The 18,274-nt window shown below is 39.3% G+C and carries 15 protein-coding genes and 2 tRNA genes; 8 read left to right on the top strand and 9 right to left on the bottom strand.

The window, feature by feature from the left end:
* Window positions 1-45 precede the first annotated feature (45 nt).
* A tRNA-Glu gene (locus A33Q_RS05650) sits at window positions 46-117 on the top strand.
* Window positions 118-159: 42 nt separating this feature from the next.
* Window positions 160-231: transfer RNA gene (locus A33Q_RS05655), tRNA-Glu, on the top strand.
* 135 nt (window positions 232-366) lie between these two features.
* On the opposite strand, the gene A33Q_RS05660 is transcribed toward A33Q_RS05655, so the two are convergent.
* Both A33Q_RS05660 and A33Q_RS05665 read right to left on the bottom strand, forming a co-directional pair.
* Entirely contained in the window at window positions 367-2,571 is a 2,205-nt protein-coding gene (locus A33Q_RS05660; RefSeq protein WP_009032543.1) for a B12-binding domain-containing radical SAM protein, read from the bottom strand.
* A gap of 103 nt (window positions 2,572-2,674) precedes the next feature.
* Window positions 2,675-5,215 carry a M14 family zinc carboxypeptidase gene (locus A33Q_RS05665; protein WP_040489983.1) on the bottom strand — a complete coding sequence of 847 codons (2,541 nt, stop codon included), beginning with the start codon at window positions 5,213-5,215 and terminating at the stop codon, window positions 2,675-2,677.
* 124 nt (window positions 5,216-5,339) lie between these two features.
* On the opposite strand from A33Q_RS05665, the gene A33Q_RS05670 reads away from it, so the two are divergent.
* On the top strand, window positions 5,340-6,101 hold the full coding sequence (locus A33Q_RS05670; RefSeq protein ID WP_009032545.1) for a 3-keto-disaccharide hydrolase: 762 nt from the start codon (window positions 5,340-5,342) through the stop codon (window positions 6,099-6,101).
* A 79-nt stretch (window positions 6,102-6,180) separates the two neighbouring features.
* On the opposite strand, the gene A33Q_RS05675 is transcribed toward A33Q_RS05670, so the two are convergent.
* From A33Q_RS05675 to A33Q_RS05690, 4 genes are all read right to left on the bottom strand, one after another.
* Entirely contained in the window at window positions 6,181-7,641 is a 1,461-nt protein-coding gene (locus A33Q_RS05675) for an SLC13 family permease (protein WP_009032546.1), read from the bottom strand.
* Between the two features lie 213 nt (window positions 7,642-7,854).
* The gene (locus A33Q_RS05680) at window positions 7,855-8,946 is read right to left on the bottom strand and encodes a hypothetical protein (protein ID WP_040489985.1); all 1,092 of its coding nucleotides are present in this window, start codon (window positions 8,944-8,946) and stop codon (window positions 7,855-7,857) included.
* A 64-nt stretch (window positions 8,947-9,010) separates the two neighbouring features.
* Window positions 9,011-9,484: a hypothetical protein gene (locus tag A33Q_RS05685; RefSeq protein ID WP_009032548.1), complete on the bottom strand. Its 474-nt coding sequence runs from the start codon at window positions 9,482-9,484 to the stop codon at window positions 9,011-9,013.
* A gap of 138 nt (window positions 9,485-9,622) precedes the next feature.
* Window positions 9,623-10,081 (bottom strand): cold-shock protein, encoded by a 459-nt coding sequence (locus A33Q_RS05690; protein WP_009032549.1) that lies wholly within the window; start codon window positions 10,079-10,081, stop codon window positions 9,623-9,625.
* Window positions 10,082-10,319: 238 nt separating this feature from the next.
* Here A33Q_RS05690 and A33Q_RS05695 point away from each other — a divergent pair, with 238 nt between their 5' ends.
* Together A33Q_RS05695 and A33Q_RS05700 are read left to right on the top strand one after the other, a co-directional pair.
* Window positions 10,320-11,426, top strand: a complete 1,107-nt coding sequence (locus A33Q_RS05695) for an XdhC family protein (RefSeq protein ID WP_009032550.1) — start codon at window positions 10,320-10,322, stop codon at window positions 11,424-11,426.
* Window positions 11,416-12,021: a nucleotidyltransferase family protein gene (locus A33Q_RS05700; protein ID WP_009032551.1), complete on the top strand. Its 606-nt coding sequence runs from the start codon at window positions 11,416-11,418 to the stop codon at window positions 12,019-12,021. The genes A33Q_RS05695 and A33Q_RS05700 overlap by 11 nt, the downstream gene beginning before the upstream one ends.
* Window position 12,022: 1 nt before the next feature.
* Here A33Q_RS05700 and A33Q_RS05705 read toward each other — a convergent pair whose 3' ends face one another.
* A complete protein-coding gene (locus A33Q_RS05705) occupies window positions 12,023-13,165 on the bottom strand; it encodes a cysteine desulfurase family protein (RefSeq protein ID WP_009032552.1) in 1,143 nt (380 codons plus the stop codon).
* Between the two features lie 90 nt (window positions 13,166-13,255).
* Here A33Q_RS05705 and A33Q_RS05710 point away from each other — a divergent pair, with 90 nt between their 5' ends.
* Window positions 13,256-13,612 carry a hypothetical protein gene (locus A33Q_RS05710; RefSeq protein ID WP_009032553.1) on the top strand — a complete coding sequence of 119 codons (357 nt, stop codon included), beginning with the start codon at window positions 13,256-13,258 and terminating at the stop codon, window positions 13,610-13,612.
* Between the two features lie 35 nt (window positions 13,613-13,647).
* Here the strand turns inward: A33Q_RS05710 and A33Q_RS05715 are convergent, their stop codons facing one another.
* Together A33Q_RS05715 and A33Q_RS05720 are read right to left on the bottom strand one after the other, a co-directional pair.
* Window positions 13,648-15,810: a xanthine dehydrogenase family protein molybdopterin-binding subunit gene (locus tag A33Q_RS05715; RefSeq protein ID WP_009032554.1), complete on the bottom strand. Its 2,163-nt coding sequence runs from the start codon at window positions 15,808-15,810 to the stop codon at window positions 13,648-13,650.
* 2 nt (window positions 15,811-15,812) lie between these two features.
* On the bottom strand, window positions 15,813-16,271 hold the full coding sequence (locus A33Q_RS05720; RefSeq protein WP_009032555.1) for a (2Fe-2S)-binding protein: 459 nt from the start codon (window positions 16,269-16,271) through the stop codon (window positions 15,813-15,815).
* Between the two features lie 213 nt (window positions 16,272-16,484).
* Here A33Q_RS05720 and A33Q_RS05725 point away from each other — a divergent pair, with 213 nt between their 5' ends.
* Window positions 16,485-17,630 (top strand): Gfo/Idh/MocA family protein, encoded by a 1,146-nt coding sequence (locus A33Q_RS05725; protein ID WP_009032556.1) that lies wholly within the window; start codon window positions 16,485-16,487, stop codon window positions 17,628-17,630.
* A 47-nt stretch (window positions 17,631-17,677) separates the two neighbouring features.
* Window positions 17,678-18,196, top strand: a complete 519-nt coding sequence (locus A33Q_RS05730; RefSeq protein WP_009032557.1) for a DUF2911 domain-containing protein — start codon at window positions 17,678-17,680, stop codon at window positions 18,194-18,196.
* The last annotated feature ends 78 nt before the right edge of the window (window positions 18,197-18,274 follow it).

Genomic DNA, 18,274 nt, shown 5'->3' on the forward strand with positions numbered 1-18,274 from the left:
ATATTTGCATCACCTTACGAAAAAGAGGTGCCCCAAAATCAAAATGGTCGATTCGTCTAGGGGTTAGGACGCATCCCTTTCACGGATGAAACACGGGTTCGATTCCCGTATCGACTACAAGAAACACTGAAATTAACTTTCAGTGTTTTCTTTTTGAATGGTCCGTTCGTCTAGGGGTTAGGACGCATCCCTTTCACGGATGAAACACGGGTTCGATTCCCGTACGGACTACGACAAATTGATGTTTTTCATCGTTCTGATTGCAGGAAAGCCATTTTTTTGGCATTGCGCATGATGAATTTGTTTTATGGTTGTTAGTGGTTAAAAGTGAGTGAAAACCCGGTCTTCTAGGCCGGGTTTTTCATTTTATACCAATACCAATCCTTCTTCCTGAAGAATTTCCCAAAGCTCAGAATCCAAAAAATCTTCAAAATCGCCAAGCTCCTGATTATCAAAAGTATCTTGAAAATCACTTAAAGTCACCTCTTTCTTTCCTAAAACAGGAACACAGATTCTGAGCATAAAAATCACCTTTTCTCCTATTTCTTTGTCTATCTGAATTTCCTTGACTTGGGACTTGCTTGTAAAAATAAGCTTCCAATTTTCCTTTTGTTTTCCTTTTCTATGGGTAAAAAACATTTCCATTTCAGGAAGGCTGCTAAGCCACAGCAATTTTGCACTCGGTTTAATTATCAAGGAAGATTCCTGCTGTATAGCTTTCCAAATGAAGTTTTTAGGAACAGTTGTTCTTGGGATTTTAAACCCAAACCATTCTTGAAGAGAGAAATCATACCCTACACCATGCATAAAATTGAAGAGTGATTTTTTCAAACCTTCGCTGAACTTTTCATGGACAGCTCCCTTTGGATCTTCATGGGCCAGATCATTATCTGCAAAAAGTCCCTTTCCAGGACCTACCCGAAGCACCTCATAAGCTTCAGGTCTCATCCCGATCGGGGCATGGGAAGTCATGGCAAATAAATGCCAGAAGCCAGATTGCAGCACATTATTCATAAACAATTGTCTGACCATCTCCAGACTATCAATGGTCTCCTGTTCTGTCTGTGTGGGAAAGCCATACATCAAATATGCATGAACCATGATGCCCGAATCTGTAAAATTATGTGCAACCCTCGCAACTTGGGATACGGTAACCCCTTTTTCCATCAAAGTAAGTAAGCGGTCAGAGGCCACTTCCAGACCTCCGGAAACCGCAATGCAGCCTGATGCTTTCAAAAGTCTGCAAAGATCTAATGTAAACCTCTCTTCAAACCGTATATTGGTCCACCAGCTAATCTTTAATTTCCTTTTGAGAATTTCAATGGCCAATTCACGCATCAAAGCAGGGGGCGCCGCCTCATCTACAAAATGAAATCCGGTCTCACCAGTTTGATCCATCAGCTCTTCAATCCTATCACAAAGAATTGAGGCATTAACAGGCTCATAGTTTTTGATATAATCCAGGGAAATATCACAAAAAGTACATTTCTTCCAATAGCAACCATGTGCCATTGTCAGCTTGTTCCAGCGTCCATCTGACCACAACCTGTGCATGGGATTGGCCATCTCGATCACTGATAAATATTTTTTCAAAGGCAAACCTGTATAATCAGGTGTACCTGTTCTGCTGAAAGATATATCAGCTTCTTTTCCTCCGTTTATATATTTCACCTCACCATCAAGGCAAACAAAAGTCCTTTTCAGTGCATTTGAAGCTCTTTTTCCTTCCAAAAACTCCAAAAGGCAAGTAAGAGGACGCTCACCATCATCGAGGGTTACAAAATCTAGATATTTAAAAACCCTAGGCTCCTTCAACGACCTCAACTCTGTATTTGGATAGCCTCCTCCCATGGCAATTTTGATTTGAGGGTATTTTTCTTTGATATATTTCCCTGCTCTCAACCCTGCATAAAGATTTCCTGGAAAAGGGACCGAAAAACAAACCAAATCGGGTAATTCCTCAGCCAAAAGCTCCTCCAAGACTTCAAATAAGAAAAGATCTGTAAAACTTGGATTTTGCTGCAATACTGTTTCTATGGGGTCAAAATGAACAGCGGATCTACCAAGCCTTTCCGCATACCTGCTAAAACCAAAATTAGGATCCAGGCATTCCTGAATCAGGTCTCCCAGATCCTCTAAATAAAGAGTTGCCAGATGCCTTGCCTTATCCTGTAAACCCAAAGTACCAAAAGCCCATTCTAAATCTTCCAAGGTCTCAAAACGCGAAGCTCTGGGCAGAAATTCTTCATCACATATATTATAGGCCAAAGTCGGATTCTTGAACTGTAAAAACCCGATTACAGGTTCAATGGTCGTCAAATACTCATACCTAAGCCGGAGAATACGTTTGGCATTTTTGGAGTATTTTCCAATATCATTGACTAAAATGGAATTGAACACCTTCTCAAGGCCAGCTTTGGAAAACATCTTTAAAATCACATTTATTCCAAGATCAGCCTGCCTGGAAGGGATTTGAATTGTATTCAAATAACCTTTGATATAAGCAGTAGAAGGGTAGGGGGTATTGAGTTGGGTAAACGGTGGAGTAAGAAGGAGTATGGATTTGGACACTTAATTTTAATTTGCTACAAATTTGGTGAATTTTTATGGACAATAGGAAAAAATAAAGGCAAAAGCGACTCGCTTTTGCCTTTATGCAGTTATCCATTAAATCTTAAATCTTATTCCCAAAGAAAATAGCGTTGAAGAAGAGCTTGTTTGTTCCAAACCAGGTTCCTCTAAAATTCGGGTTATCGATAAAATGTATAACCCTACCATTACCAACAGGACTCACCAATACACTTGCGCTCTGTTTGATTTTTTCAAGGTTGGAAGGAGAAATATAACCACCCATCAAAGGGTTTTCAGCATATCTGACAGGGGTTTGGTATTTATCCTTAGAAGGTTTGAAGAAAATTGTAGAGTTTCGGTAAACAGGAATTTCCCCACTTCTATATCCAAATCCTAAAGGATGTGTAATGTCCAATTTCCCTTTGTAAATGCTGCCGCCGATGGCTTTTGCCCCTTCAAAGTCTCTTCTGTTGCCAAAAGAAACAAAATCGGGATCTTTTACGGTTTCCAATTGAAGGTCTTCTTCTTTAACGATTTCTTGGGATTGCAACCATTGACTGGCCATTCTAAGTGAAATAATGGTTCCGCCACGGTTAAGCCAGTCTTTGATATGTGCTATCTGAGAAATAGAAAGTGCCGAAAAATTACCGGAAGGAAGGATAAGGGTATTGTAATCGTATAAATTAACCCTACCAAATAAACTGATATCCACTTTGGAAATAGGCATTCCTACTTTCGTATCCATCAAATGCCATATTTCTCCAGCTTCATATTGTGAAGTGCCTTGTCCGATGAGCATGATTACTTTTGGTACTTGAATGGCAGATACATTGTTGCTTCCCAAGTCTATGCCCTTGACGGCAAAACCTGTTGTGGTAGCAAAAACAGGCACCCCTGATTTTTCAGAAGCGGATTTAAGTATTTCATGAAGTTTGGAATCATCCAATTTTTGGAAAGCGGTAGGAATGACCAATGTTCCAGCTGGAAACTCCTTTTCGCCTGTTATGGTATTTGAAGTAAATTCCTTAGCTGAAGTCTCGACATGAATACCTGCCTCCTGTAATTGATGGAGGAGCTTTGGAGCAAAATAATCACTCCAGTCTACTAGGTATGCTACGTATTTTCCATCCTGAGGAAATTCAACAACCCGATCAGGCAAAGCTGTAATTTGTTCTCCCATAGTAACTGTTCCCTGAGCTGCATACGGAATGCCATAAGCCAGTGCCATTGTCCAGGAGGAAGCATCATAAAATACAGAATCAGCAAATTCAGTTACTTTTTCAAACATCGACCTGACCATCCTGTATTGAGGTTGTTCAGTAGGGACTACCCAGGATTTACCCTTTTGAAACTGTTGGCCCTCCAAGGATATATCTCTGGTATTTTCATAAACTTTAATTTTATGATCTAGTAATAATTTTAAGAAAAGTCTATTTCTGGATTCATCATACAAGTCTCCAAAAACATAAGATTTTGTTCGGCTGCTATTTGCTTCAGATACGGCTGTTTGGAAAAATTCTCTCAAATACCGGTGCATATATTCGCGCTCTCTGACACCTGCTTCCATGGTTGCAATAGAAGTCTTCAGCTGATTTTTGATTGTGAATTCAAAAGTGATATCTCCTCTTTGGGAGGCCTGAATATGACCTCTTGAAGAACCTTGTTCAAAAACCAGCCCAAGACCTCCCTGAATGTCTGGATAAGTAGATCCATAGCCAGGATAACTGTTATCAAATACCTCTTTGGTCCAATATAAAGAACCTATTTCATCCAAAGCTTTGGCAAAATAGCCGGCAAATTTACTATTGATTTCCTCATAGTTTTTTCTGGGAACCACTGGGTTTTCAGAGCTGAAGGCTTTGGTAGGTTCAAAGAAATAAGTGCTATTGGTACCCATTTCATGGAAATCCCCAACCACGTTTGGATACCAGCTGTGGTACCATTCGATCTTTTTCTGAAGTTCAACATGGGCCAGGGGAAGCCAGTCTCTGTTCAAATCAAACCAATAGTGATTTACCCTTCCTGAAGGCCAAATTTCGTTATGCTCCCTGTCTAAAGGATCGGCAACTGGCGGGAATCCCTTATGCATATTTGCCCAATTGGTGTGTCTGTCCCTGCCATCAGGGTTGATGGCAGGGTCGATCATCACAACAGCATTATTTCTGATTTCCCCGGCCAATTCCGACTTTGAAGCCAAAAGCCAATAAGCTGTCAATATAGAAGCTTCGCCTCCTGAGGGTTCATTGCCATGCACACTGTATGCCAAATTGATAATGGCCGGCATTCCTGAAACATCCGGCATATTTTGATTCGGGTCAACAAGTTTGATGTGATTCTGGCGGATATTTTCCAGGTTCTGTATGTTATCAGACTTACTGATCACCAATACTACGAGGGGTCTTAATTGATTGGTGTAGCCTATGGTTTTCAGTTCAGCCATAGGGGAGACCTCAGCTAATTTCTCAAAGTAGGCCACCAGTCTGTCATACCTGGTATGCCATTCTCCGATTTCGTAGCCTAAATAGGATTGTGGGCTTGGAATAGCTGAATCAAATTCTTCTCCGGGAAAATAATAATCTATCTGTGCTTGGGAAGAAATGCAAAAGCAAGCCACAGAGAGTAGGGTGAGTAAATATTTTTTCATATGCATTTAATTTATTTAAATCTAAGTTGATTATTGAATTTGGAAAACCTAAAATCCATTAACGGTTTTTGAATGCCTAAGAATTGCTTTAATTTGAGAGCGATTTAAAAAAACCAATAAACCTATGAACAAAAGTTTAAAACTTTCTTTGGCCTGCCTTGCTTTTTTGACCGTAGGTCAGGCTTTCTCCCAACAAAAAGACATCAAGCTACCGCCAGAAGCTACAGAGTTTTGGGAGCCTGTAGTCAGGCAGATCACACCAGGAGAACAAAACCACATGGCTCCGTCTGATGCAATTGTAATATTTGATGGAACGAGTTTAGATGGATTTGTATCGGCAAAGGATGGTAGCAGTCCAGCTCCATGGAAACTTGAAAACGGTGTGATGACTGTGACACCTAGAACAGGGGATGTTCAGACAAAAGAAAAGTTTGGTGACATGCAGCTGCATATTGAATGGTCTGCTCCAACAGAGATCAAAGGAGAAGGACAGGGGAGAGGTAATTCCGGTATTTTCCTCATGTCCCATTATGAAGTTCAGGTTTTGGATTCCTACGAAAGCAGGACTTACTCCAATGGACAGGCTGCAAGTATTTATAAGCAAACACCACCTTTGGTCAATGCCATGAAAAAACCTGGTGAATGGAATACATATGATATTTATTTCACTGCGCCAAGGTTCAATGCTGATGGTATGGTGGTGGCACCTGCAAGGGTTACAGTGGTTCACAACGGAGTTTTAGTTCAGAACAATGTTGAAATCAAAGGTCCCACTGAATACATTGGAATTCCGAACTATAAAGCACATGACAATGCCTTACCAATTAAGCTCCAGGATCATGGAGACTTAGTGAAATTTAGAAATATCTGGGTTAGAAAGCTGTAGGATTGTAGGTCTTAGATAGTAGATTAAAGATTGTAGATTTACGCCAACTTTGTATGCATACATGGTTGGCGTTTTTTTATTAAAATGGATATTCAGAAAGATTGATGCCCCAAATAAGTGGCAGGTAGTAAAGCGTAAACAAAGTAAGTATGAGGATTGAAATCAGATTCATCCAAAGTCCCGCACGGAACATGTCAGGAATACTTAGATATCCAGAACCAAAAACCACGGCATTGGGAGGTGTGGCAACAGGTAACATAAAGGCACAGGATGCTGCCAACGTTGCTCCAATCATCAAACCATATGGGTGGACTCCCATGGAGTAGGATACAGCTGCTAAAATGGGCAAGATCATTGATGCGGTGGCCACATTTGAAGTGATTTCTGTAAGAAAGTTTACCGCAGCAATGATGATCAACAGGAATAAACCAAACGCAATAAAGTCCAGAAATGCGAACTGATTGCCAATCCAAGAAGCAAGGCCTGAAATTTTGAAGCCTTCTGCCAAAGCTAGTCCACCTCCAAAAAGCAAAAGAATTCCCCAAGGAATCCGCTCTGCAGTTTTCCAGTCTAACAACTTAGTTGATTTCTGAGAAGCGGGGAGGACAAAGAGCAATATTACCCCTGAAATTGCTATAATAGTATCATCTAAAGCTGGAATATAGTCTTGTAAAAGCAATGAACGCATGATCCAGGTAAAACTTACAGCCCCGAAAACCCATGAAACCCTTTTTTCTTCAGTAGACATTGGACCCAAAAGTGCTAGCTGCCTTTGGATTTCTTCTTGACCGCTATCTACAGTGAATCCTTTTTCAAAACGATAGGCAAATTTGACTAAATAAACCCAACAAATTAACAAGAGAACGAATGAAATAGGCAAGCCGAAGACTATCCACTGAGCGAAACTAATATCATACCCATACATTTCCTTAATCACACCGGCTAGAATTATATTGGTAGGAGTCCCAATTAAAGTAGCTACACCTCCAATTGAAGCAGAGTAGGCTATACCCAACATCAAAGCTTGACCAATTTTATTAGGTTTGACCTCTTTTTGACCAGGAGTTAGCTGAACCACAACGGCTATCGCAATGGGAAGCATCATCAAAGCTGTAGCTGTATTGGATATCCACATAGATAAAAAAGCTGTAGCCAACATAAAACCCAATATGATCCTCTGAATGTTTGTACCAATAAATAAAATTATATTCAATGCAATTCTCTTGTGCAGATTCCATTTTTCTATGGCCATGGCGATCATAAAGCCACCCATATATAACAGTACCATGGGGTGGGAATAAGAAGAGGCCGTATTAGCCATCGGTAGTGCGCCTAAGGTTGGAAGAAGAATCAAAGGCAATAAAGAAGTTGCAGCTATAGGAATGGCTTCAGTAATCCACCAAACCGCAACCCACAGTGTAACTGCCAACATAGAAATTGCTTCCTGAGTCATTCCGTCTGGTTTCACAAAAAATAAAATAATAAGGAAAAGTAACGGACCTAAATAGAGACCTGCTCTTGCTGTACTGTTTTGGGACATAAGTAGAAATTACAAGCTTTAAGCTTGTCAAAAATTTCTAAATATTCAACAAGAAAATAAATAAGGGTAGAGGATGTTTTTTTTAAGTGGCTCTCTTGTCTATAAGGCAATTCTTTTAATTTAACATAATGTAAATTATATAACAATTATAGTAAGGTAGTGGTTGAGCCTTATTTAATTGTCTTACTAAAGAAAATGTTTGATTACAAAACTTTACTCACTCAAAACATTTTCTAAAGCTGTATAGTCTCCTTTCAAAGCCATATCCAACATTCGATTCCAACGTTCTTGGATATCCCTTTTACGGCCATGACTGGTTTGTCCGTCGTAAAGCTCCTGAAGCTTATTCATTTCCCTGTAAGCATCAAAATACGCATCATTGACCAGGGCTTCATAATTCTCAGGATTTACATCAAGGTTTTGAAGGTTATTGGTAAGTCGATCAGCAACAACCCGGACAACATCAAAATGCCGCTGTTCATGGTTTAGCGAGTAATCATTTTTATCTCTGACCCAGGATTGTCCAGGAAGCATATAAACCTTGATTATTAAAGGCATAATGATACTTCCATCTTCTACAAAAGGTCTTCCTTCCATCGCCAAGCTAGTAAAAATCATTGCATTGTAACTGGAACTAGACTTTGGCCTGTTTGTAAAATCACTCCACTTTAAAGGTCTTTTAAAATCATAAAAGACAGTGTCCTGATCACTTTCAAAAGCTTTATTTTCAATAATCAAGCGAACTGAACCAGCTAAGGCCCTGTTATTTAGCGCTTGAGAATTAATCCATTGGTTAAAATAATCAAGGCTATTGTCTAAAGCCTGTTGAATAACACGTTCTGCAAGATCTAATCTATTGATAGACCTTCTATAATTCATTCCACCCTCATAATCCATCAAATGAATGGGGTCAAAACTGCCTTTGACATAAAATCCAAACTTCAACTTTAACTCTCCACCAGCAACGGTATTAGTGCTTTTGGTCTCTTTAATTTCAAATTGTTCAACATTCACCAAAATTGCCTGTTTAGTTTCATTTTGACTCTTCACAGAAGTTTTGAAGTAATTTTTTAAAGTCTGAGCTACTCCGTCTCCTATTTGAGCAGTAGACATAACAGTGCCCTGGGTGTAAATTTTCCCTATACTTTCCCCTACTTTTCTTCCATCCTGAACTTCGATAATCTCAAAAATTGCATTTTCTATAGGCTCTTGTTTTGTCTTAAAACCAAAAGTTACATTTTGAGAATAGACCCTTCCGGAAATACTGAGCACACAAAATAAAAAAACTAGACAGGTTGATTTCATGCATTCGTAACATCAACAGAAGTGCCAAGGTTCTTGGCCAATTTCCATCATTTCTTAAAATTCTTTAACTAAGGTCTTCCAGCATCAGTTGAAAATCATATTGCAAGTCTTCATGAAGGCCTGAAATCAGCTTTTCCGCTTTTCCAATTTGAACCTTGAAAAGATTTTCTATCACCGGATGACCGTATTGCAAATAGCCATAAGCCTTCATTTGCTTGCAAAAATGTATAATCAATTCAATCTGTGCAGTTTTATCTTTTGTCAGTTTTAGGTTTTTATTGAGTTTTCTTCGGATGGTCTGTGCTGATTTTTTGGCCACATGGTAATTTCTGGTGTTTGCATTCATAAAATTCAGATCCAGATCATCTTTTACCATATCCACATAGATCCTGGGATTTTCTTTTTCAAAAAGCCTGAAAAAAAGATAAGCTTTATTTTCACGGCTGTATTTAGCCAGGTCTAAAACTACATCAATCAATTCATTTTCATTGAGAAGCTTAAGTTCTCTTTTTATTTCAGCCAAGCTTGGTATCTGCATGATATGATTGCTTTTTGATCAGACTCCAATTCTAGGAATCTTTGATGTGTTTTCAAAGCTCTTATAAACACAAATACCTTTAAATTAACCGTGAAAAAACAGTCAATTTAAAGGTAGTCAGATGTTTCTTTAAACAGTTTAATTGATCAATTTGACATCGATCGCACTCAGGCCCTTAGGTGTTTTTTCGGTTTCATAAGTAACTTTATCACCTTCCTGGATGCTGTCAAGGCATTTGTTGATGTGCACGAATACACTCTCCCCGGTTTGATCATCTCTGATAAATCCAAATCCTTTACCACCATTGAAAAAAGTCACTTTGCCTTTTCTAGTAGGATCCTCAGGCTCCAATTCAGAATCTTTTGGCACAGCGATTTCTATGCTTTCTGCATCAATTTCTTTCTTTTTCTTGGTCGGGTCAGGTGGAGTTGAAGTAATGTTGCCAAATTCATCCACATAAGCAATCATGTCTTCAAAGTCTGTTGACTTGTCATTGCCAGATTTACGGGCTTCTTTCTTGTCTAACTTTTCCTGCTTCTTTTTCTGTCTTTGTTTTTCCTTTTCTTTTTTATTAAAGGTCTCTCTCGATTTTGCCATATCTACAAAATACCGAGAATTTTCGTGAAATTCCTATTTTTCCCTAAGAAGTATTGTGAATCTTTCAAAACAAATTTTCATAATATTGGAAAGTCTCTGTTTGCATTCTGTATCTTAATTTTATTACTATTTGGATTACAGGTAGATGTAAGCTTTTTGTCGAAAAAAAATACCATTTATCAGATCAAAGTATCATCCTTAGGTGTTTTTGTTTTAGTTTGAGTAAAATTGTCAATCCATGAAAGAAATCACCCAGATCATCAGGGAATACGAAAAAAGTAAAGTAAAAGGCCTCAAAACAGCATTAGCGACTGTGGTTAAAGTTGATGGTTCGGCTTACAGGAGGCCTGGTGCGAGAATGTTGGTAACTGAGGATGGTACTCTTACAGGGGCGATTTCAGGTGGTTGTTTAGAAGGAGATGCTTTGAGGAAAGCACAGTCAGTCATTTTTCAACAAAAATCAATGGTGGTAACTTATGATACCACAGATGAAGATGATCAGAAATTCGGTGTAGGACTTGGCTGTAATGGCATTATTCAAGTTCTAATTGAACCCATAGCTTATGAAGATTCGCTCAACCCTATTGAACTTCTAAAAATTGCTGTTCAAGATAGGTCTATGGCTGTTCTGATAACTGTTTTTTCTCTTCTTAATCCAAGAGCTCCACAAATAGGCACCAAAATACTTTACAAAGAAAGTAAGTCTTTCGGTGAAGAAAATTTCCCTTTATCCAGCTTATTAAATGTAATTAGAGATGAAATATATCAATCATTTGAAAATCAAATAAATAAGGTGAAAGATTCAGATGATTATTTTATCTTTTATGAATGTATCAAGGCTCCCGTACACCTGATTTTGGTTGGAGCGGGGAATGACACCATTCCTTTGACAAAAATGGCTTCTTTGTTGGGCTGGCAACTGACACTAGCTGATGGCAGAAAAAACCAGGCAACAACAGAAAGGTTCCCATCTGCCAACCGGATCGTTGTAAGTCCAGCAGATGAACTTGTAGAAAAATTGGATTTTGATTCCGATACAGTTGTGGTATTGATGACACATAATTTTGAATATGAAGCAATTGTTCTCAAATATTTGGTCAAAAAGGATGTCCCCTATATCGGGATTTTGGGCCCTAAAAAGAAGTCTGAAAAACTATTTGAAAGGCTCATCAATGAAGGAATTGCTTTTAATAGGAGCCATATCTACGGCCCACTTGGTCTGGATATAGGAGCTGAAGGGCCAGAAGAGATAGCTCTTTCAGCTTTGGCCGAAATCAAGGCTGTTTTATCGAATAAAGATCCCCAATTCCTAAAAGATAAAAAAGGTCCAATTCATGAAGGATAGCCAAAATAGCACAGGAGTTATTATCATGGCAGCTGGTGGTTCCTTTCGTTTGGGTCAAGCAAAGCAGCTGCTTAAATTTCGGGGCAAATGCCTGTTGCAACAGATTTTGGATGAGGTACGCAAATTGGATAGTATAGAGCTGGTCACTGTTTTAGGCGGATACAAGCAGGAGATTTTGAATGAAATTGATTTTAAAAATACCAACTACATAATCAATGAAAACTGGGAAAAAGGCATGTCCATATCTATGCAGGAAGGTTTAACATTTCTCTTGAATAAAAACCCTGGTCTCTCTCAGGTCCTTTTGGTCCTTTGCGATCAACCTTTTGTGGATAATTTTTTATTGGATAAAATCATAAAGGAAAAATCCAAAAGCAAAAAAGGTATTGTTTGCTGTACCTATGGAAATACACTTGGGGTTCCAGCCCTTTTTGATCGGACTTACTTTGCAGAACTTCTTGCACTAGAATCAAAAGAGGGTGCTAAAAAAGTTATCATTCAACACCAAGAAGATCTTTCTGTCATAGATTTCCCTGAGGGTTCCTTTGATGTAGATACCCTTGAAGATTTTGAAAGGCTTTCGGAGATGGAGTAAATCAGGATCTTAAAACAGATAAGGATTCTTTTACATGGGAAATTGCAGCATCAACTTTTTCTTCCGTAGTATCCAATCCCAAGCTGAATCTTACCGATGCCCTTCCCAAATCACTATCAATGCCCATAGCCGCCAATACATGGCTGGGTTTTGGCGAAATGCTGGTACAGGCTGAACCCGAACTGACTGCAATTTTCTTGTTTAGCATCCTAAGAAACTCCTCTCCTTCCACCCCTGCAAAGGAAATATTGCTAACGTGTGTTAATCTGTTCGCTTTACTTCCGTTCAATTGTGTGCCATTAATTTCCAGAAGTCTGTTTTCAAGTCTGTCTCTTAGCAGTGCTAACCTTCTATTTTCTATTTGCATATTTTGAAGCCTGATAGCTGCCGCCTCTCCCATGCCTACAATTCCCGGTACATTCAAAGTGCCACTCCGAAAAGTTTTTTCATGCCCACCACCCCAAATCAATGGTGCTGGTTTAGGAAGTGGATGGTTGTGACGTATGTAGAGTGCCCCTACTCCTTTTGGACCGTAAAATTTATGTGCAGAAAGGGCTAGCAGATGGATTCCTTCTATGTCTAAATTAATCTTACCAACTGCCTGAACAGCATCCGTGAAAAATATAATCTGCTTTTCAGCTGCAATTTGAGCTATTTTCTGAATAGGGTGGATAATTCCTGTCTCATTGTTTGCCCACATCAGTGCTATCATTTTGGTATTAGTCTGAATACAGGCCTGAAGTTCAGAAAGATCTATTTCTCCTTTTGAATTCACCCCAAGATAAGTCACCTCAGCTCCTTTGCTTTCAAGATAAGCAAAGGTGTCCAAGACAGCCTTATGCTCCGTAGCGCAGGTAATAAAGTGCTGATTTTCATTTGTATAAGCGTTAAATATCCCCTGAATGGCCAAATTAATAGATTCTGTAGCTCCTGAGGTAAAAATAACTTCCTTGGACTTGACTCCTATCAGTTGTGCTATCTGTTCTCTTGCCTGCTCGACAGCATCTTCGGCAATCCAACCATAAGGATGATTTTTACTGGCAGCGTTACCAAAATGTTGAGAAAACCAGGGTACCATTTTTTCCAATACATCTGGATGGCAAGGTGTGGTGGCATTATAATCCAGGTAAACAGGGTATTGCATATGATTTAACAAATTCAAAATTCAATTTTTTTCTAGCTATTTCAATTATATGGCCATTGAGTCAGTCAATCAAAAGACCTATATTTGGGTATGCAGGAAAGTTGGATATTTCATATCAAAGAAAGTAATAAAGATTTATCAAAAGAAGCGCTTGTCAGAGAGATCATCAATCAGGATAATAAGGACTTTGGCATATTTCTATCTTATTATTTCCGAAAGGAAGGGGCAGTTGTAGAAAATGTAAAGTTTAAGGAATTACACTTAGATAAACATCTTACGCAGGGGAAGGTTAAGGTGAATTTCAATTTAATTCATTACAATGCTTGTCTTAATATACATGAACAAGCTCCTGAAGAGATGGAATTAGAGTTTAACATTGATAAGGCTGAAAAAACTATACTTATTACAGGGCCCTATTGGCCTGAAAGAGAAATGGATGAGCTTTAAAAAAGCCTTCCGATTGCTTCGGAAGGCTTTTGAATTTATACCCTTTTAATTTCAAGATTGAATTCTGAAAATTCTTTTTGTTCAATAAAAGGTTGTGACCTTAATCTTTTGCCGGTTGCTTTATAAATCGCATTGGCTATAGCTCCCCCTGTTGGCGGAAGTGCTGGCTCTCCCAAACCTGTAGGATCTATTCCATTGTCTATAAAGTGAACATCAACTTCAGGTACTTCTTTCATCCTGATCAATCTATAGGTGTCGAAGTTCTTTTGGGTAGGTAATCCATCCTTGAAGGTCATATTGGTGAACATGGCATGTCCCATACCATCTACTATACCTCCTCTCACTTGCTGATTTGCTCCGGTAGGATTTACCACAATTCCACAATCTGTGACAGCAGTAATTTTTTTGAGAACAGGCTGATTATTCTCCATTTCTATATTCGCTACCTGAGCTACATAAGAGCGGTGTGAGAAATAAACACTGAAACCTTGCATTACATTGGCATCTTTACCCCAATTTGACTTTTCAGCTGCAGTTTCAACAACTGTTTTCATTCTATCTACATCGTAATGAATTTCACCTACTGGATTATTTTTGGCTCTATCCAATAATTCCAACCTAAATTTTACAGGGTCCTTGTCTACTGCTAGAGCTACCTCATCAATAAAAGACTGTTCAGCGTAGGCTAGGAAATTGGTAATAGGCGCTCTCCAGGCATTGGTTGTAATTGGAGAGCTGTGGTTGACAGACTCAATAAGTAGATTATCCACCGAACCTGATGGGAAATTATTTTCTCTTGTGGTATTCCCTGCATTGATTCCGACTCCTCTGAGTTTATACCCAATCATATTTCCTTCTTCGTCCAGTGCTGCCTGAAATTTATACCTGACAGCAGGCCTGTAAGCACCCCCAGTCATGTCATCTTCCCTACTCCAAGTTACCTTTACGGGTTTGTTCAAAATTTTGGACAGCTCTGCTGCTTCCACAACAAAATCAGCTCTCAACCTCCGGCCAAATCCACCGCCAAGTCTTGTGATTTCTACACTTACGTTTTCTGTAGGAATATCCAACAGTTGAGCAGTTTCCATTCTTGCCCTATCGGGTGTTTGTGTAGGGCCGACCAATTCAACTTTGTCGCCTTTCACATGGGCAAAAAAGTTTTGAGGCTCCATAGGTGAATGGGAAAGGAAAGGACATTGATATTCCGCAGAGACCACTTTGGCAGCTTTACTAAAAGCTTGATCTACATTTCCATCTTTTCTCATCACCTGGGCTTTACCCTTATCCATAAGTTCCACGAACAGGCGATCGTGGTCTTCAGTACTTTCTACTGTTCCGTCTGGCTCATATGTTACTTTCAGTAATTTTTTGGCTTTCAAAAGCGGCCAAGTAGTATTTCCAACTATAGCGACATTATTATTGAAAGTGACTACATCGGTCACACCAGGTACTTTTTTTGCTTCAGAGTCATCTACAGATTTGATTTTCATGCCAAAAGGAGGTCTTTGGATCATTGCATTGACCATGCCTTCTCTGTAAAAATCAAGACCGAAAAGCGGTTTACCTGTAAACATGGCTTTGTTGTCCACATTTTTGACAGGAGTACCAATGATCTTAAAGTCTTTATGATGCTTTAAAGATACGTCCTCCGGGGCTTCCAGCTGAGAAGCATCAGCTACGAGGTCTCCATAAGCTATTTTTTTTCCACTCTTTTTATGAATTACTTCACCTTTTTCGGTGGCTAACTCATCCATGTCCACTTCCAGTTGGGATGCCGCAGCAACAAGGAGTAAATGACGGGCTGTAGCACCTGCTTTTCTCAGTCTTTCCCAAGAATGCGGCATGGCGCCAGATCCACCGGTAAGCTGTCTATCAAACTTGTCATTGTCCAGATTAGCCTGGAAAACTCTTACTTTTTCCCAGTCTGCATCCAATTCCTCAGCGACTACCATAGGGAAAGAGGTTTTGATATTCTGGCCCAACTCAGGATTGGGAGAATAGATCACCACATCACCTGAAGGTGAAATAGACAAAAATGCATTGAAATTATGTGCCTGAGCCAAAACTTCATCATCAGAAAGCACCTGCATTTTTGGAGAATCACACCCTGACCAATAAAAGCCAATAAATAATCCTCCAGCAGCTGTTCCTGCTATTTTGAGGAAATCCCTTCTGTTTGTTTTTATTAGATCTGCCATAATTATTTATTTTTTGCTGCCAATGCAACAGCCTCTCTGATTTTATGATAAGTTCCGCACCTACAAAGATTCTTGTTCATCGTGTCTTCAATCTCCTGCATGCTTGGAGATGGATTCTTTTTCAACAAAGCTGCTGCATTCATAATTTGACCAGCTTGACAATAGCCACATTGGGCAACATCTACTTCATTCCATGCCTTTTGGACAGGATGATCGCCTTCTTTGGAAAGACCTTCAATGGTTGTTACCTCATCAGAACCTACACTCGACACAGGTAGGGTGCAGGAAAAAGTTGCTTCACCATTTAGATGAACAGTGCAAGCGCCGCACTGGGCTATTCCGCAGGAGTACTTGGTTCCCACTAGGCCCAAATGATCTCTCAATACCCAAAGCAGCGGGGTGTCCTCTTCCACATCAACATTGAATGTCTCTCCGTTGATTTTTAGACTATAATTTGCCATTTGTTTGATTTTTAATGATTCGCAAAATAATTTAAGCAATTTAACGCTTGATGCTAAGTATTCCGGAAGGTTTTTAAAATGTATTTTGATAAGCCGTAATATTAGAACATGAATGGATTACCTTTTGAAAAAGCCTTTTGTTTTCGATTTTATTAGAAATTCTAAAGACCTATCTTTAATTTCACAGAGTAAAATCAAACCATTTAACCTAAGATGAAAAAAATTAAAGCAGCTATTGTAGGTACAGGCTTTATAGGTCCTGCACATTTGGAAGCACTCAGAAGAATTCCCTACCTGGAAGTTACAGCACTTTGTGAGGTCAACATCGAATTGGCAAAAGCTAAATCGGAATTATTGGGTATACCAAATGCCTATACATTTGAGGAAATGCTTCAGCAACCGGATATAGATGTTGTACATATCTGTACACCTAATTTTCTACACTATTCTCAATCCAAAGCGGCCTTAATGGCCGGTAAACATGTAGTATGCGAGAAACCTTTGGCTACCAAAATTGAAGAGGCTGAAGAATTGGTTGCCTTAGCGAAAGAAACCGGCCTTGTGAATGCTGTTCATTTCAACCTGCGCTATTACCCCATGGTAAGGCAAATGAAAACCATGAGAGAAAAAGGGGATTTAGGGGAAATCTACAGTATTATGGGCTCATATCTTCAGGATTGGCTATTTCTGCAAACTGATTACAATTGGAGACTAGAGCCTGATAAATCTGGGGACTCCAGAGCCATTGCTGACATTGGTTCACACTTGTTGGATCTTACAGAATATGTGACAGGATTGAAAATTACCGAAGTGATGGCTGATTTTTCAACAGTTCACAAAACGCGCCTAAAACCATTAAAGCCTATAGAAACCTATTCTGGAAAGATGTTACAGGAGTCTGATTATGAAGAAGTCCCTATCAACACTGAAGATCACGCCAGTGTGTTGCTCAGGTTTGATAATGGCAACAAAGGTTCCGTTACTGTTTCCCAAGTGAATGCCGGCCGTAAAAACAGGCTTAATATTGAAATAGCAGGTTCAAAATCAAATTATGAATGGTGTTCAGAAAAGCCAAATGAGCTTTGGATAGGTAAAAGAGAAACCGCCAATCAGCATTTGATGAAAGACCCTGCCCTGTTCACACCGGAAGCAGCAGGACTGATTAGTTTTCCAGGTGGTCACAATGAAGGCTTTCCAGACACATCCAAGCAGATGTTTAAAGAGGTATATGCGGCGGTAAGAGAAGGAAAACAACCTGAGAGCCCGTCCTTTCCAACCTTCGAAGATGGCCATCGGGAATTGTTAATCTGTGAAAGAATCATAGAAAGTCATAAAAAACAGGCTTGGGTAAAAATTTAAAGTAATTAATTTACTATATTTTAGGATACAACTAAATCCAAAATAACATGAAAAATTATTTCAAACTCTCAGCATTTGCATTTTTGATCGCAGCAATAACCTTCAACAACTCGGCCATGGCCCAAGATCAGGAAAGGGCAAGTCCTCCGAGAACTGCCTCAGGAACTGTTGCTGGATCAGAAATTACAATCAATTATTCAAGTCCTGCCGTAAATGGAAGACAGATTTGGGGAGTTTTAGTCCCTTTGGGTGAAGTCTGGAGAGCCGGTGCCAATGAAGCCACCACGTTTGAAACCAGTAAAGACATTAAAGTCCAAGGAAAAGAGCTTCCTGCTGGAAAGTACAGTTTGTTCATCATTCCCAATGAAGGTGAATCTACTTTAATCTTCAACAAGGATACTGGATTGTGGGGAACAAATAACTACGACTCAAGTAAAGATGCCTTGCGTGTGGGGATTGTTTCCGGTCAAACCAGCACTTTAGAAGAAAGATTGGTATATGATGTGAACCATGACGGTGTTGAAATGCGCTGGGAATATGGAAGAGCCTTCTTCAAAATAGATTAAAGACCACAAATAACGGATGATCAAACCGCTTCGGGAATTAACCTGAAGCGGTTTTTTTGTTAAGTTTGTAAAAAAATT

It is taken from the genome of Indibacter alkaliphilus LW1, assembly GCF_000295935.2.
GTDB classification, from domain to species: Bacteria; Bacteroidota; Bacteroidia; order Cytophagales; family Cyclobacteriaceae; genus Indibacter; species Indibacter alkaliphilus.

Excerpts from the sequence above, each read along its gene's own strand:
- A33Q_RS05670 (WP_009032545.1), top strand. The coding sequence starts at position 5,340 with ATGAACAAAAGTTTAAAACTTTCTTTGGCCTGCCTTGCTTTTTTGACC.
- A33Q_RS05675 (WP_009032546.1), bottom strand. The coding sequence starts at position 7,641 with ATGTCCCAAAACAGTACAGCAAGAGCAGGTCTCTATTTAGGTCCGTTA.
- A33Q_RS05730 (WP_009032557.1), top strand. The coding sequence starts at position 17,678 with ATGAAAAATTATTTCAAACTCTCAGCATTTGCATTTTTGATCGCAGCA.
- A33Q_RS05685 (WP_009032548.1), bottom strand. The coding sequence starts at position 9,484 with ATGCAGATACCAAGCTTGGCTGAAATAAAAAGAGAACTTAAGCTTCTC.
- A33Q_RS05680 (WP_040489985.1), bottom strand. The coding sequence starts at position 8,946 with ATGAAATCAACCTGTCTAGTTTTTTTATTTTGTGTGCTCAGTATTTCC.
- A33Q_RS05665 (WP_040489983.1), bottom strand. The coding sequence starts at position 5,215 with ATGAAAAAATATTTACTCACCCTACTCTCTGTGGCTTGCTTTTGCATT.
- A33Q_RS05705 (WP_009032552.1), bottom strand. The coding sequence starts at position 13,165 with ATGCAATACCCTGTTTACCTGGATTATAATGCCACCACACCTTGCCAT.
- A33Q_RS05700 (WP_009032551.1), top strand. The coding sequence starts at position 11,416 with ATGAAGGATAGCCAAAATAGCACAGGAGTTATTATCATGGCAGCTGGT.
- A33Q_RS05715 (WP_009032554.1), bottom strand. The coding sequence starts at position 15,810 with ATGGCAGATCTAATAAAAACAAACAGAAGGGATTTCCTCAAAATAGCA.
- A33Q_RS05725 (WP_009032556.1), top strand. The coding sequence starts at position 16,485 with ATGAAAAAAATTAAAGCAGCTATTGTAGGTACAGGCTTTATAGGTCCT.
- A33Q_RS05695 (WP_009032550.1), top strand. The coding sequence starts at position 10,320 with ATGAAAGAAATCACCCAGATCATCAGGGAATACGAAAAAAGTAAAGTA.
- A33Q_RS05720 (WP_009032555.1), bottom strand. The coding sequence starts at position 16,271 with ATGGCAAATTATAGTCTAAAAATCAACGGAGAGACATTCAATGTTGAT.
- A33Q_RS05710 (WP_009032553.1), top strand. The coding sequence starts at position 13,256 with ATGCAGGAAAGTTGGATATTTCATATCAAAGAAAGTAATAAAGATTTA.
- A33Q_RS05690 (WP_009032549.1), bottom strand. The coding sequence starts at position 10,081 with ATGGCAAAATCGAGAGAGACCTTTAATAAAAAAGAAAAGGAAAAACAA.